At 70.1% G+C, this 14,810-nt stretch carries 10 protein-coding genes; all 10 read right to left on the reverse strand.

The window, feature by feature from the left end; all coding sequences use genetic code 11:
• Nucleotides 1–8: 8 nt before the first annotated feature.
• Nucleotides 9–1,181, reverse strand: a complete 1,173-nt coding sequence (locus tag AC07RV_RS37440) for a BMP family ABC transporter substrate-binding protein (protein ID WP_057591996.1) — start codon at nucleotides 1,179–1,181, stop codon at nucleotides 9–11.
• Nucleotides 1,182–1,231: 50 nt separating this feature from the next.
• Nucleotides 1,232–2,152 (reverse strand): ABC transporter permease, encoded by a 921-nt coding sequence (locus AC07RV_RS37445; RefSeq protein WP_093340438.1) that lies wholly within the window; start codon nucleotides 2,150–2,152, stop codon nucleotides 1,232–1,234.
• Nucleotides 2,153–2,473: 321 nt separating this feature from the next.
• Nucleotides 2,474–3,619, reverse strand: coding sequence for an ABC transporter permease (locus AC07RV_RS37450; protein ID WP_057591999.1), 1,146 nt, complete (start codon nucleotides 3,617–3,619; stop codon nucleotides 2,474–2,476).
• Nucleotides 3,612–5,153 carry an ABC transporter ATP-binding protein gene (locus AC07RV_RS37455; RefSeq protein ID WP_203202314.1) on the reverse strand — a complete coding sequence of 514 codons (1,542 nt, stop codon included), beginning with the start codon at nucleotides 5,151–5,153 and terminating at the stop codon, nucleotides 3,612–3,614. The genes AC07RV_RS37450 and AC07RV_RS37455 overlap by 8 nt, the downstream gene beginning before the upstream one ends.
• A 148-nt stretch (nucleotides 5,154–5,301) precedes the next feature.
• Complete coding sequence (locus tag AC07RV_RS37460) at nucleotides 5,302–6,603, reverse strand: NCS2 family permease (protein WP_093340442.1); 1,302 nt, start codon at nucleotides 6,601–6,603, stop codon at nucleotides 5,302–5,304.
• 141 nt (nucleotides 6,604–6,744) lie between these two features.
• Complete coding sequence (locus tag AC07RV_RS37465; protein WP_057592004.1) at nucleotides 6,745–7,722, reverse strand: LysR family transcriptional regulator; 978 nt, start codon at nucleotides 7,720–7,722, stop codon at nucleotides 6,745–6,747.
• Between the two features lie 193 nt (nucleotides 7,723–7,915).
• Nucleotides 7,916–10,366 carry a xanthine dehydrogenase molybdopterin binding subunit gene (gene xdhB, locus AC07RV_RS37470; RefSeq protein ID WP_296784261.1) on the reverse strand — a complete coding sequence of 817 codons (2,451 nt, stop codon included), beginning with the start codon at nucleotides 10,364–10,366 and terminating at the stop codon, nucleotides 7,916–7,918.
• A 4-nt stretch (nucleotides 10,367–10,370) separates the two neighbouring features.
• Nucleotides 10,371–12,023: a xanthine dehydrogenase small subunit gene (gene xdhA / locus AC07RV_RS37475; RefSeq protein ID WP_296784262.1), complete on the reverse strand. Its 1,653-nt coding sequence runs from the start codon at nucleotides 12,021–12,023 to the stop codon at nucleotides 10,371–10,373.
• Between the two features lie 201 nt (nucleotides 12,024–12,224).
• On the reverse strand, nucleotides 12,225–13,523 hold the full coding sequence (locus AC07RV_RS37480; RefSeq protein ID WP_296784265.1) for a four-carbon acid sugar kinase family protein: 1,299 nt from the start codon (nucleotides 13,521–13,523) through the stop codon (nucleotides 12,225–12,227).
• A complete protein-coding gene (locus tag AC07RV_RS37485) occupies nucleotides 13,520–14,809 on the reverse strand; it encodes a ribulose-bisphosphate carboxylase large subunit family protein (RefSeq protein WP_296784269.1) in 1,290 nt (429 codons plus the stop codon). Before AC07RV_RS37485 ends, AC07RV_RS37480 begins: the two co-directional genes overlap by 4 nt.
• Between the last annotated feature and the right edge of the window lies 1 nt (nucleotide 14,810).

Genomic DNA, 14,810 nt, shown 5'->3' on the forward strand with positions numbered 1-14,810 from the left:
CTGCTTGTTTACTTCTTGTCGCCGCCCGGCACCTTGCCTTCGACGCCCTTGACGTAGAAGTTGATGCCGGTCAGGAACTTGTCGTCGGCGACCGCGTCCTTGGCGACCACTTCCTTGCCGTCCTGGCCGAGGATCGGGCCCTTCCAGATCGAAAAGCTGCCGTCCTTCAGGCCCTTCTTGACTTCGTCGACCTTGGCCTTGGCTTCGGCCGGCACGTCCTCGGCGATCGACACGAGGTCGATGGCGCCTTCCTTGACGCCCCACCACGCCTGGCCGGTGGCCCACTTGCCGTCGAGCGCGTCCTGGGTGGCCTTGATGTAGTACGGCGCCCAGTTGATGGTGGCCGAACCCAGGTGGGCCTTGGGACCGTAGGCGGTCATGTCGGAGTCCCAGCCGAAGGCGCGCTTGCCCTTTTCCTGCGCGGTCTTGAGCACGGCCGGCGAGTCGGTGTTCTGGAACAGGATGTCGGCGCCGCCGTTGATGAGGGCGGTGGCGGCCTCGGTTTCCTTCGGCGGGCTGAACCACTCGTTGACCCACACGACCTTGGTCGTGATCTTCGGGTTGACCGACTGGGCGCCGAGCGTGAAGCTGTTGATGTTGCGCAGCACCTCGGGGATCGGCACCGAGCCGACGACGCCGAGCGTGTTCGACTTGGTCATGGCGCCCGCGATGATGCCGGCCATGTACGCGCCTTCGTAGGTGCGGCTGTCGTAGGTGCGCATGTTCTCGGCGGTCTTGTAGCCGGTGGCATGCTCGAACTTGACGTCCTTGCTGTCGTTGGCCACCTTGAGCATGGGCTCCATGTAGCCGAAGGTGGTGCCGAAGATCAGCTTGTTGCCCTGGCCGACCATGTCGCGGAACACGCGCTCGGCGTCGGCGCCCTCGGGCACGCTTTCCACGAAGGTGGTCTTGATCTTGTCGCCGAATTCCTTCTCGAGTGCCTTGCGGCCGTTGTCGTGCGCGAAGGTCCAGCCGCCGTCGCCCACGGGTCCGATGTATGCGAATGCGATGTTGAGCGGCGCTGCCGGGGCCGGCGCGGCGGCGGCGGGTGCCGGAGCCGGTGCGGGCGCGGCGGCCGGTGCTGCCGCTTCTTCTTTCTTGCCGCAGCCGATCAAGGCTGCCGAAGCGACCGCCGTGAGGGCGGCGAGCTTGAGCAGGGAGCGCTTGTTCAGATCATTCATTGTCGGAAATCCTCAAAAAGGACGGGTTGGCGGAAAAACGAAAACCGCGATTATGAGCCGGGGTAGAACGGTTTCCCGATCGAAGCCGGCATGTTGACGCGAATGAATGCGGGGTTGCGCGAGATCAGGGCCAGCACCACGATGGGCGCGATGTACTGCAACATGCTGAGGAACTGCGAGGGCACATCGACGCCGCTGCTCTGCAGGTGGAAGCCCAGCATCGAGACGCCGCCGAACAGGTAGGCACCCAGCAGCACGCGCATCGGCCGCCAGGTGGCGAAGGTGGTGAGCGCCAGCGCGATCCAGCCGCGGCCCGCGACCATGCCCTCGACCCACAGCGGGGTGTAGACGGTGGAAAGGTACGCGCCCGAGAGGCCGCACAGCGCCCCGCCCGCGATCACGGCCAGCAGGCGGATGCGCCGCACCGGATAGCCCAGCGCATGCGCCGATTCGGGCGACTCGCCGACCGAGCGCAGCACGAGGCCGGCGCGCGTGCGGTAGAGAAACCAGATCAGGCCGACGGTCAGCAGCACGGCGACGTAGACCATCGGGTGATGGCGAAACAGCGCGGGGCCGAGCAGCGGAATGTCGGCCAGCACGGGGATCGCATAGCTGGCGCTCTCGGGCAGCTTGGCCTGCACGAAGTTGATGCCCGCGAAGGCCGAGAAGCCGACGCCGAACAAACTCAGCGCGAGGCCGGTGGCGTACTGGTTGGTGTTGAGCCAGATGACGAGCACGCCGAAGAAGGCGGCCAGCAGGGCCCCGGCGGCCATGCCGGCGAGCAGGCCGAGCCAGGGGTTGTGGGTGGTCACCACGGTGGCGAAACCGGCGATGGCGGCGCACAGCATCATGCCCTCGGCGCCGAGGTTGACGATGCCGGCCTTCTCGTTGATGAGCAGGCCGAGCGCGGCGATGGCGAGGACGGTGCCGGCGCTCAGGGTGGAGCCGAGCAGGAGTGCGTAGCTGTCCATCTTTTTAGCTCCTGTTGGTGTTCGAGAGGATGCGTTCGGGGCGCGTGCACAGGACAGCGGGTACTTCCCTCCGCGAATGTCCCCCGCCTTCGGCTCCTCCTTTATTTCGCTGCGGGAAGCACCCACTGCCCTGCGCACGGAGGCGCAGTCGTTGTGCGGGCCGGTTCAACCGTCCTGCGCCAGGCTCACGTCGATGGGGTACTCCCCGCAGCGAAATCAAGGAGGAGGCCGCAGGCCGGGGGACATTCGCGGAGGGGAGTACCCCGTCGGCGTGAGCCCACCCCGATCGGTCGATCTGCACAAACAACGAACAAGAATTCATCACAGCGCCCCCTCGGTCGTACGCGCAACAGGCGCCGTCAAAGGCGTACTCGCCTGCAAAGAACTCGTCGTGAGCACAGCAGCCTTCGCAGCGGCCTTGCGACGAACCCGATAGGCAATCAAGGTATCGCAAGCCAGCAGCGTGAACAGCAGCAGCCCCTGGAACACCCCCGTCAGCGACTTCGGCAACCCGAGCCGCGACTGCGCGAGCTCGCCGCCGATGTAGAACATGCTCATCAGGATGGCCGAGAACACCATCCCCACCGGATGCAGGCGGCCGACGAAGGCCACGATGATGGCCGCGAAGCCGTAGCCAGCCGGCACGTAGGGCGTGAGCTGACCCAGCGGGCCCGCCACTTCGAGCGCACCGGCCAGGCCGGCCGCGCCGCCCGAGGTCAGCAGCGCGATCCACACCGCGCGGCGCGCCGAGAAGCCCGCATAGCGCGCCGCCGCGGGCGCGAGGCCGCCGACCTGCTGCGCGAAGCCCGCGCGCGTGCGGAACAGGAACACCCACAGCGCACCCACCCCCACCAGCGCGATGATCACCCCGATCGTCACGCGCGAGCCCTTGAACAGGCGCGGGATCTGCGTCACCGCCTCGAAGGTCTTCGACTGCGGGAAGTTGTAGCCGTTGGGATCCTTCCAGGGGCCGAACACCATGTAGCTCAGCAGCAGCGTCGCCACGTACACCAGCATCAGGCTCACCAGGATCTCGTTCGCGTTGAAGCGGTCGCGCAGCCAGGCCACGATGCCGGCCCAGACCATGCCGCCCAGCGTGCCCGCCACCAGGATCGCCAGCACGATCCAGCCACCCGTGGTCTTGTCGGCCATCAGCGCCACGCCGCCCGCGGCGATCGCGCCGAACACGAACTGGCCCTCGGCCCCGATGTTCCACACGTTGGAGCGGAAGCACACCGCCAGGCCCAGCGCGATGATCAGCAGCGGCGTGGCCTTCACCGTCAGCTCGCCCAGCGCATAGCCGTTCTTGATCGGCTCGTAGAAGAACACCAGCAGGCCCTTGACCGGGTCCTTGCCCAGCGCGGCGAACAGCGCCACGCCGATCAGCACCGTGATCAGCAGCGCCAGGATCGGCGAAGCGAAGGTCCAGAAGCGCGAGAGCTCCGGACGGGGTTCGAGCTTAAGCATGGGCCGCCTCCTGGTTCTTGTTGCTCTTGCCCGATGGGCCCGGCCACAGCCCGCTCATCCATTCGCCGATCTGCGCCAGCGTGGCGGCCGCGCGGTCGATCGAGGGCGACAGCCGCCCCTTGGCGATCACGTGCAGCCGGTCGCTGATGTTGAAGAGTTCGTCGAGCTCCTCGCTGATCACCAGCACCGCGCAGCCCGCGTCGCGCAGCGCGAGGATCTCGGCATGGATCAGCGCGGCCGCGCCCACGTCCACGCCCCAGGTCGGCTGCGAGACGATGAACAGCTTCGGGTTGGCATCGATCTCGCGGCCGACGATGAACTTTTGCAGGTTGCCACCCGACAGCGAGCGCGCCGCCGCCTTCGGGCCGCCGGCCTTGACCTTGAAGCGCTCGATGATGGATCTGGCCTGGCGCTCGAGCGCGCCGGTGCGGATCCAGCCGCCACGGCCCACCGCGTCGCCGCGCGTCAGCAGCAGGTTGTGCGCGAGCCCCAGCGTGGGCACCGCGCCGCGGCCCAGCCGCTCCTCGGGCACGAAGTGCAGGCCCAGCGCACGGCGCGCGCGCGGGCGCAGCCGGCCGGCCGGCTGGTCGAACACCCGCACCATCGCCGCCTCGGCGCGCACGTCCTCGCCCGACAGCGTGTAGAGCAGTTCCTTCTGGCCATTGCCCGACACGCCCGCAATGCCCACCACCTCGCCCGCGCGCACCTCGAAGGACACGCCCTCGAGGTCCACGCCGAACTGGTCCTCGCGCGCCAGCGTGAGGCCCTGCACGCGCAGCGCCACCGCGCCCGCATGCACCGGCCGGTGCTCGAGCGGCGGCGGCTCGCTGCCGATCATCAGCCGCGACAGCGACTCGTTGCTCTCGTTCTTCGGGTTGCACACCCCCGTGACCTTGCCGCCGCGCAGCACCGTGCAGGCGGTGCACAGCTCGCGGATCTCGTGCAGCTTGTGGCTGATGTAGAGGATGCTGCAACCCTCGGAGGCCAGCTTGTTGAGCACCCCGAACAGCTTGACCACCGCCTGCGGCGTGAGCACCGAGGTCGGCTCGTCGAGGATCAGCAGCTTGGGGTCGGTCAGCAGCGCGCGGATGATCTCCACCCGCTGCATCTCGCCCACCGACAGCGTGTGGACCGGCCGCGCGGGATCGATGTCGAGGCCGTACTCGCTCGCCTTGGCCGTGATGCTGCGCGCCACGTCGGCCAGCGCCAGCGACTTGTCGAGGCCCAGCCAGACGTTCTCGGCCACGGTGAGGGTGTCGAACAGGCTGAAGTGCTGGAACACCATGCTGATGCCCAGCGCGCGCGCCTGCTGCGGGTTGCGCAGATTCACCGGCTGGCCGTCGAAGGCGACGCTGCCCTCGTCGGGCTTGACCGAGCCGTAGATGATCTTCATCAGCGTCGACTTGCCGGCGCCGTTCTCGCCGAGCACGGCGTGGATCTCGCCCGGTTGCACCGCCAGCGAGATGTCGCTGTTGGCGACCACCGCCGGGTAGCGCTTGGTGATGTGCGCGAGCTGGAGTCTGGGTGTTGTCATGCCGGTTCCGTGGGTTGTCTCGTTCGGTACAGGAATGGGCCTCGTCTCGCGGGTTCCGATGTACGTCGATAGCTATAAGTTTAATAGCGTGCCCACGGAATCCGGGCGATGGAAGACCCCGACTCCGGGGCTTCGGCTGATTTCGGGTTCAGTGGCCCGTCACGTAGACGAACTTGAACAGGAAGATGGCGGCGATGACCCACACCATGGCATGCACTTCCCGTGCCCGGCCGGTGAACAGCTTGAGCACGGCGTAGGTGATGAAGCCGAAGGCCAGGCCGTTGGCGATCGAATAGGTGAAGGGCATGGCCAGCGCGGTCACGGCCGCGGGGATGACCTCGGTGGTGTCCTCCCAGTCGAGCTCGACCAGGTCGCGCAGCATCAGGCAGCCCACGAACAGCAGCGCCGGCGCGGTGGCATAGGCCGGCACCGAGCCCGCGAGCGGCGAGATCATCAGGCAGGCCAGGAACAGCACCGCCACCACCACGGCCGTGAGGCCGGTGCGCCCGCCCGCCTGCACGCCGGCCGCGCTCTCCACGTAGGCCGTGGTGCTCGAGGTGCCGAGCAGCGAGCCCGCGAAGATCGCGCCGCTGTCGGCCAGGAGCGCCTTGTTCATGCGCTCCATCTTGCCGGGCACCAGCAGGCCGGCGCGCTTGGCCACGCCCATCAGCGTGCCGGTGGCGTCGAACATCTCGACCAGGAAGAACACCAGCACCACGTTGAGGATGCCGCCCTTGAGCGCGCTCAGGATGTCGAGCTGCATGAAGGTGGGCGCGATCGACGGCGGCGGCGCGAACACGCCGTGGAACTTGTTGCCGCCGAAGAAGAAGGACAGCACCGTGACCGTGACGATGCCGATCAGGATCGCGCCGCGCACCTTGAGCTTGTCGAGCACCACGATGATCAGGAAGCCCAGCGTGGCCAGCACCACCGGCGCCGAGTGCAGGTCGCCCAGCGTCACGAAGGTGGCCGGCGAGGCCGCGACCACGCCCGCGCTCTTGAGCGCGATCAGCGCGAGGAACATGCCGATGCCCACCGTGATCGCCGTTCGCAGCGACTGCGGTATGCCCTGGATGAACAGCTCGCGCAGCCCGGTGACCGTGACGATCAGGAACAGGCAGCCCGAGATGAAGACCGCGCCCAGCGCGGTCTGCCACGTGTAGCCCATGCCGAGCACCACCACGTAGGCGAAGTAGGCGTTCAGGCCCATGCCCGGCGCCATGGCGATCGGGTAGTTGGCGTACAGGCCCATGATCAGCGTGCCCAGCGCCGCGATCAGGCAGGTGGCCACGAAGACCGCGCCCTTGGGCATGCCCGCGTCGCCAAGGATCGATGGGTTGACGAAGATGATGTAGGCCATCGTCAGGAAGGTGGTGAGCCCCGCGATGACCTCGGTGCGCACGGTGGTGTTGTGTTCGTTGAGCTTGAACACCTTGTCGATCCAGTTCATGGGTTTCTTGTCTCCGGGATGTGTTGTCTCGTGTCGCGTCGTGCGGCGTTGTTCTGAAGAAAAAGCGGGCCAAGCCCGTCCCTGGCGCGAGCTCGCTCGCGCCTCGAGGTCCTTGGGGTTCTGGTGAGGGGGCCGGCGCCGTCAGGCGCCCAGGGGCGGCGGATCGCGCGCATCGCGCGCGGGCGGGGTGGGCGGACGCAGCGAGGCCGCCACGTCCTTGATGCATTCGCGCAGCCAGCGCGCCGAGCTCGACGAGTGGGTGCGCTCGTGCCAGAGCTGGTAGTACATGAGCCGCGGCAGCGCGACCGGGCAGTCGAGGATCTTCAGCGGCAGCCGCGCGGCGAAGCGCTCGCAGTACTGGCGGCCGGTGGTCAGCACCAGCAGGCTCGAGGCCACCATGTCGGGGATCAGCCCGAAGTGCGCGCAGCGCGCCGTGATGTTGCGCTGGCGCCCGAGCTCGTCGAGCATCTGGTCGATGATGCCGCGCCCGCCCGGGTGCATGGGCGTGGGCGCGATGTGCTCGGCCTGCAGCCAGGTCTCGAGGTCCCAGCCGCGGCGCACCGCCGGATGGTCCTGGTTCACCAGCGACACCACCTCGTCACCGAACAGGCGTGCCATGTGCAGGTCCTCCGGTGGCTTGAGCCAGTTGCCGATCACCACGTCGACCTGCCCCAGCGACAGGTGGCCGTGGTAGTCGGAGTCGGGCGACAGCGGATGGATCTCGATGTGGCACAGCGGCGCCTCGCGCTTGACCTGCGCCACCAGCATGGGCAGGAAGATCGGGTCCATGTAGTCGCTGGCCGCGATGCGGAAGGTGGTGCTGGCCGATTGCGGGTCGAAGCCGCGCGCATCGGAGAACAGCATCTCGGCCGCGCGCAGGATGCTCGCGGCCGGCTCGATCATGCGCAGCCCCGCATCGGTAGGCACCATGCCCGAGCCCGAGCGCACCAGCAGCGGATCGCCCGAGAGCTCGCGCAGCCGCTTGAGCGCGGCCGACACCGCCGGCTGGTACATCCCGAGCCGGATCGCGGCGCGCGAGACGCTGCGGTCGGTCAGCACGGTGTGCAGCACCCGGATCAGGTGAAGGTCGATCTTGTCGAAAAGCGCCTGGTCTCTCATGGCCGCTCGCACGGAAGTGGTCGATGCGGACCGTTATACCGCCGGACCTCGCGATCGGACAGCCGGACGTGCAGGGCGCGAAGCTTGCGCGGAAATCGCAAAAGGAAGACATGACGATGTTCCCCGGGTTCCTTGCTGCGGCTTCCGCGTGTTCTTCGCGTCTTCTGCGTTCGGCTGTCCGCGTGTCCGGCGCTCATCCCACCTGCACGGCCGTCACGGCGCGCAGGATCGATTCGCTCGTGGCGGGCGCGCGCAGCGGCGGGTCGACGCGGTGGCCGCCCGCGGCCGACACGGCGTCGCGGATCGCGAAGAAGACCGAGAACGGCAGCAGCAGCGGCGGCTCGCCCACGGCCTTGCTGCGGTGGATCGAGTCCTCGAAGTTCTGGCCCTCGAACAGCCGCACGTTGAACACCGGCGGGCAGTCGTTGGCGGTCGGGATCTTGTAGGTGCTGGGCGCGTGGGTCGTGAGCTTGCCGCTCTGCGGATGCCACACCAGCTCCTCGGTCGTGAGCCAGCCCATGCCCTGGATGAAGGCGCCCTCGACCTGGCCGATGTCGACCGCCGGGTTCAGCGACTTGCCCGCGTCGTGCAGGATGTCGGCGCGCAGCAGCTTCCATTCGCCCGTGAGCGTGTCGACGATCACCTCGCTGACCGCAGCGCCGTAGGCGTAGTAGTAGAACGGGCGGCCCTGCATCTTGTCCTTGTCCCAGCTCAGGCCGGGCGTGGCGTAGAAGCCGTCGGACCACAGCTGCTTGCGGTCGAGATAGGCCTCGCCCACCACGGTGCTGAAGGCCAGCGTGCGGCCGTTGACCTCGACCTTGTCGTTGGCGAAGCGCACCGCGCCGGGCTCGCCGCCATGGCGCTCGGCCGCGCTCTGCGCCAGCCGCTCGCGGATCTGGCGCGCGGCGTCCTGCGCGGCCTTGCCGTTGAGGTCGGCGCCGGTCGAGGCCGCCGTGGCCGAGGTGTTCGCGACCTTGGTCGTGTCGGTGGCCGTGACGCGCACGCGCTCGAAGCTCACGCCGAGCTCGTGCGCCACCACCTGCGCCACCTTGGTGTTCAGGCCCTGGCCCATCTCGGTGCCGCCGTGGTTCACCAGGATCGAGCCGTCGGTGTAGACATGCACCAGCGCGCCGGCCTGGTTGAAGTGCTTGACGTTGAACGAGATGCCGAACTTCAGCGGCGCCAGCGCCAGCCCGCGCTTGAGCACCGGGCTCGCGGCATTGAAGCCGGCGATCTCCTCGCGCCGCGCGCGGTAGTCGCTCGTGGCCTCGAGCTCGGCCACCAGCTCGTGCACGATGTTGTCGGTCACGGTCTGGCGGTAGGGCGTCACGTTGTTCTCGCCCTTGCCGTAGAAATTGACGCGCCGCACGTCGAGCGGATCGCGGCCCAGCTCGCGCGCCACCGAGTCCATGATGTTCTCGATCGCGATCGCGCCCTGCGGGCCGCCGAAACCGCGGAAGGCCGTGTTGCTCTGCGTGTTGGTCTTGCCCGAGTAGCCGTGCATGCTGACGTTGGGCAGCCAGTAGGCGTTGTCGAAGTGGCACAGCGCGCGCGTCATCACCGGGCCCGACAGGTCGGCCGAGTGGCCGGCGCGCGAGACCATGGTGATCTCGGCGCCGAGGATGCGGCCCTCGGCGTCGTAGCCCACCTCGTACTCGTACCAGAAGCAGTGGCGCCGGCCCGTGACCATGAAGTCGTCGTCGCGGTCCAGCCGCAGCTTGACCGGGCGGCGCAGCTTGCTCGCGGCCACCGCGGCCACGCAGGCGAACAGCGCCGACTGCGATTCCTTGCCGCCGAAGCCGCCGCCCATGCGCCGGCACTCGACGTGCACCTCGTTCGACTGCAGGTGCATCGCATGCGCGACCAGGTGCTGCATCTCGCTCGGATGCTGGGTCGAGCAGTAAATGTGCAGCGCGCCGCCCTCCTTCGGGATCGCGTAGCTGATCTGGCCCTCGAGGTAGAACTGCTCCTGCCCGCCGACGTCGAGCGTGGCCTTGTGGCGGTGCGGCGCGGCCGCGATGGCGGCGCGCACCGCGGCCTCGTCGCCGCCGTTGGCGGCACCACCGCTGCGCACGATGTGCATCGGCGGCACCACGTACTGGCCGCGCGCATGCGCGTCCTGCGGCGTGAGCACCGGCGGCTGCGCCTCGATGGTCAGCGCGTCCTTGGCGCGCGCGGCGGCGCGGCGCGCGGCGTCGCGGGTGCGCGCGATCACGGCGAACACCGGCTGGCCCAGGTAGCGGATCTCGCCGCCGTCCTTCACGGACAGCAGGATCGGGTCGTCGTGGATGATCGAGCCGCAGTCGTTGGTGCCCGGGATGTCGTCGGCCGTGAGCACCGACACCACGCCCGGCATGGCGCGGATGGCGTCGAGCGACAGCGCCGTGACGCGCCCGTTGGCCGCGGGCGACAGGCCCAGCGCGCAATGCAGGGTGCCGGCGATCTCGGGGATGTCGTCGATGTAGGTGGCCTCGCCGGCCACGTGCAGGTGCGCCGATTCGTGCGGGCGGCTGATGCCCACGCGCACGCCCTGGTCGTGGGCGAGCGCCTCGGCACCCTGGTCGATGCGGGCGGCGGTGTTCTTCAGGTAGTCGGCAAAGGCCTCTGCGGGTTGCAGCAGGCGGGCATCGAGGGGCTTGTTCATGGTCTCAGACTCCTTGCGCGGCCGGCTTGGCGGTGGCGGCGTGCGGCATCACGCTCCAGACGCTGGTGGCGCTGCCGGGCAGCGCATCCTCGGCCCGGGTCTCGAGCCACAGGCGCTGGATCAGGTTCTGCGCCACCTGCATCCGGTAGTCGGCCGAGGCGCGCATGTCGGACAGCGGCTTGAAGTCCTGCGCCAGCGCCAGCTTGGCGGCGTTCACGCTGGACTGGGTCCAGGGCTTGCCGACCAGCGCGGCCTCGGCCTGCGCCGCGCGCTTCACGGTGGCGGCCATGCCGCCGAACGCCAGGCGCACGGCCTTGACCTTGTTGCCGCCGGGCTCGAGCTCGAGCGCGAAGCCCGCGCACAGCGCCGAGATGTCGCAGTCGAAGCGCTTGCTGATCTTGTAGGCGCGCACCTGGCGGCGCATCGCGGCCAGCGGCAGCCACAGGCCCTGCACGAATTCGCCGCTCTGCAGCTGGTTCTTCATGTAGTCGACGTAGAAGTCGGGCAGCGGCATGCGGCGCACCTCGGCGCCGCGGCGCAGCTCGATCTCGGCGTCGAGCGACATCAGCACCGGCGGCGAGTCGCCGATCGGCGAGCCGTTGGCGACGTTGCCGCCCATGGTGCCCGCATGGCGGATCGGCGGCGAGGCGAAGCGCAGCCAGACGTCGGCCAGGCTGGGCACGCGCTCGACCAGCGCCGCGAAGGCCGACTCGAGCGAGGCGCCGGCGCCGATGTAGAGGTGGTCGCCGCGGACCTCGACGGTCTTGAGCTCGGGCACGTCGCCCAGGTAGATGATGTCGCCGAGGTCGCGGAATTGCTTGTTGACCCACAGGCCCACGTCGGTCGAGCCCGACAGCAATTGCGCGCGCGGCTTCTGCTCGCGCAGCGCGGCCAGCTGCTCGAGCGAGCGCGGCGCATGGAAGCGGTCGATGCGCGCGCCCAGCGGGGCCGCGTACTCGAAGCCCGGGGCGTCGGAGGGCGGGTTCAGCGCGGTGAGCGCGGCCACCACCGCGCGGCTGTCCAGCCGCACCGGCGGCAGGTCGAACATGCGCTGGCCCGCGTCGAGGATCGGGCGGTAGCCGGTGCAGCGGCACAGGTTGCCCGAGAGGTCGTCGGCCAGTTGCTGGCGCGAGGGCTGCGTGCCGCGCGCCTGGTGGTGTTCGTAGGCCGACCACAGCGACATCACGAAGCCCGGCGTGCAGAAGCCGCATTGCGAGCCGTGGCAGTCGACCAGCGCCTGCTGCACCGGGTGCAGGCAGTGCACGGGGTGCGGGCGCTTGTCGCCCTCCTGCAGCGCGGGGGCGGGGGCCGCCTGCGCAGCCTGGGAGGACTGGCACTGGTCCTTGAGGTCCTCGACCGTGAACAGCGCCTTGCCGTTGAGCGTGGGCAGGAACTGGATGCAGGCATTGACCGTCTGCAGCCGCAGGCCGCCGACCGCGTCGGGCGCGCCGGCCTCGGCCAGCTCGCCGATCACCACGGTGCACGCACCGCAGTCGCCCTCGTTGCAACCCTCCTTGGTGCCGGTGCAACGCGCGTCCTCGCGCAGCCAGTCGAGCACCGAGCGGGTCGGGTGGACGCCGCTGACGTCGACGACCTGTCCGCGATGGAAGAATCGGATGGGCTGGCTGGGGCTGTGGCTGCTGCTCTCGGTACTCATGCTGTCGTGCTCGTGGGGTGGCGCGTGGTGGCCAGGCCTGGACGTTAGCGGCTTGCGCCGCCGCACGCATACCGTGGTGCCCATATTGCGTATGCAGGGCCCGGTATGCGACGTACGGGGAAACCCTGGATTCGGGGCAATTCTCGTGCCATGGCGGCGCGGGCGCCATGGCCGCGCCGAAAAAACGGGCCTGGCGCCCGCTCAGCCGCCGGTGCCGTGCACCAGCCGTTCGAACACGCCCTGCGACCCCATCTGCCCGCCCTTGAGCATGATCTCGACCCCGTCGAGCCCCGGCGCCTCGCTGTGCAGCCGGCACAGCGCGGTGCCGGGCGCGAGTTGCGCGAGATAGGACAGCCCCCAGGCGTCGAGCGCGCCCACGGCGAGGCTGGAGGTGTCGCCGCCGGCCACGCCCACGCGCGACAGCGGCACGGCCGCGAGCACCCTCGCCAGCAGTTCGCCACCGGCCTCGGCCAGCGCGCGCGCGGGCACGCGGGTGTGGCCGGCGCGCGCGGCCTCGGTGGCGGTGCAGGCCAGCACGTGGGCGCCGGCCGAGAGCCGGTCGGCCAGTTCGCGCGCGGCCTGCGCCAGGTGATCGGAATGGGGGTCGACCAGCCGCGCCGCGTCGAGCCAGACGATTTCGAAGGACCGCGCGGCCGCCACCTGCCGCGCCGTGACCGGCGAGAGGCTGCCGGCCAGCACGAACACCGGGCCGCGCGCGGGCGCCACGGCGGCCGGCGCCGCGGGCGCCTGCGCCAGCCGCGGCGCGAAGGCCTGCACCACGCTGCTCGGGCCGACGGCCAGCAGTGGCGCGTCGGCGGTGGCGAGCGGCCACAGCGCCGCGCCGATGGCTTCGAGGTCCTCGGGCCGCGCGACGTCGAACAGCACGGCCTCGGGCCGCTGGTCCAGCACGGCGGCCAGCGCCTCGCCCGTCGCGGCATGGCGTGGATACGGCAGCAGCGCGGTCTCGCCCAGGCCCTGCGCCTGAAGGTGCAGCCGCAGGTCCGATTCGCGCATCGGCGTGACCGGATGGCGGCTCATGGTCGGATGGCGGTCGATGCGGTGCACCGTGCCGCCGCTGCCGGCCGCGGCGAACAGGTGGCCGAACAGGCAGTAGCGCTCGAGGTTGGGCTGGCCGCCGACGATCGCGGTCCAGGGCTGGCCGGCGGCGGGGCGCAGCGCCTCGATGGCGACGGCGATGTTGCCGACGCCGGGCGCGCTGTCGAAGGTGGAGCAAGTCTTGTAGTGCAACACGCGCGCACCGAGCCCGGCCATCAGCCGCGCGACCGGCGCGAGTTCGGCGCGCATCGCGTCCGGCGCCATCGAGCGCGCCGCGCCCGCGATGCCCAGGCAGTCGAGCGCGCCGGCGCGCGCGAGCAGCGCCTCGTCGGGCACGCGCAGGAACAGCAAGGTGCGCAGCCCGGCACGCGCCGCGGTCGCGAGCGTGTCGGTGGCGCCGGTGAAGTCGTCGCCGTAGTAGGCGAGCGGCACCGGCGTGCTCATTTGGCGCCGAAGAAGGCCAGTGCCTGCGCCAGCTCCGGCGCCGCGCGCGCGGCCTCCGCCACCGGCACGCCCGCGCGCGCCGCGGCCCAGGCCTGGCGGATGCTCGCCACGCCCGCGGCCGCCCCGCCCGGATGGGCCAGGATGCCGCCGCCCGACATGAACAGCAGGTCGTCGCTGCCGACCGCGGCCCAGGTCGGCGCCACGGTGCCGGCCCACTGGCCCGAGGAGAAGGCAGGCATCACGCGGTCGTCGAAGGCGCCCTCGCCCTCGCCCGCCACCAACGGCGCCAGGCAGTCGCGCGCCGACTCGATCACCTCCTCGTCGGGCTGCGAGAACTTGCCCTGCAGCCCGTGCACGTGCATGTGGTCGACGCCGGCCAGCCGCCACAGCGCCTGGTAGGCCTGGAACGAGATGCCCAGCAGCGGATGGCGCGACAGCGCGCCGTAGCCGTTGCGATGGCCATGCAGCGCCAGCGGCGTGTGGCGCCGCAGCGTCTGGATGCCCGAATGGCCGCACCAGTTGAGGCTGGCCATCACGCAGTTGCCGCCCTCGCGCTCGACCAGGTCGGCATGGCGCTTCATGGCGTCGGTCTCGTCGCTGATGTTGAAGGCCACCATCACCTGCTTGCCGGTGCGCTGCGCATGGTCGCGCACCACCGCCATCACGGCCGGCACGCGCTCGGCCAGCGGCGCATGCAGCGGATCGGCCGAGACCTCGTCGTCCTTGATGAAGTCCACGCCCGCGGCGCACAGCCGCGCCACCAGCTCGGCGGTCTGCGCGGCCGAGAAGCCGACGTTGGGCTTGATGATGGTGCCCACCAGCGCGCCCGTTTCCACGCCGGTGGCGCGACGGGTGCCGGCCACGCCGTGGCTCGGCCGCTCGAACTGCGCGCGGTAGGCCGCGGGCAGCTGCAGCGATTCGAGCCGCAGCCCCGTGACCTCGCCGAGGTCGTAGAGATTGCCCGCGACCGTGGCCGCCAGCGTCGGCAGGTTGGCGCCGATGTTGGCGACGGGAAAGGAGATGTCGACCAGCGCGCGCCGCCACGGCCCGCGCCGGCCCTGGCGCTCGAGCAGCGCATTGGGCAGGCTGGGTGCCGCGGCCGGCTCGAGTTCGGCGATGGCCTCGACGGTGGCGCGCGCCCGTGCGCGCAGGTCGTCGGTCTCGCCCTCGACGCGCGTGAAGGTGCCGCACGACTGCTCGCCCGCCATCACCTCGGCCACCGCGGCCGGCTCGAGCGGCGTCTCGATGCGGTAGCGCGCGCGGATGCGCTGTTCTGCCTGCGCCATC

Source organism: Variovorax sp. GW821-FHT09B01, assembly GCF_059418345.1.

Coding starts and splice junctions, on each gene's coding strand:
- AC07RV_RS37440 (WP_057591996.1), bottom strand. CDS start 1,181: ATGAATGATCTGAACAAGCGCTCCCTGCTCAAGCTCGCCGCCCTCACG.
- AC07RV_RS37445 (WP_093340438.1), bottom strand. CDS start 2,152: ATGGACAGCTACGCACTCCTGCTCGGCTCCACCCTGAGCGCCGGCACC.
- AC07RV_RS37450 (WP_057591999.1), bottom strand. CDS start 3,619: ATGCTTAAGCTCGAACCCCGTCCGGAGCTCTCGCGCTTCTGGACCTTC.
- AC07RV_RS37455 (WP_203202314.1), bottom strand. CDS start 5,153: ATGACAACACCCAGACTCCAGCTCGCGCACATCACCAAGCGCTACCCG.
- AC07RV_RS37460 (WP_093340442.1), bottom strand. CDS start 6,603: ATGAACTGGATCGACAAGGTGTTCAAGCTCAACGAACACAACACCACC.
- AC07RV_RS37465 (WP_057592004.1), bottom strand. CDS start 7,722: ATGAGAGACCAGGCGCTTTTCGACAAGATCGACCTTCACCTGATCCGG.
- xdhB (WP_296784261.1), bottom strand. CDS start 10,366: ATGAACAAGCCCCTCGATGCCCGCCTGCTGCAACCCGCAGAGGCCTTT.
- xdhA (WP_296784262.1), bottom strand. CDS start 12,023: ATGAGTACCGAGAGCAGCAGCCACAGCCCCAGCCAGCCCATCCGATTC.
- AC07RV_RS37480 (WP_296784265.1), bottom strand. CDS start 13,523: ATGAGCACGCCGGTGCCGCTCGCCTACTACGGCGACGACTTCACCGGC.
- AC07RV_RS37485 (WP_296784269.1), bottom strand. CDS start 14,809: ATGGCGCAGGCAGAACAGCGCATCCGCGCGCGCTACCGCATCGAGACG.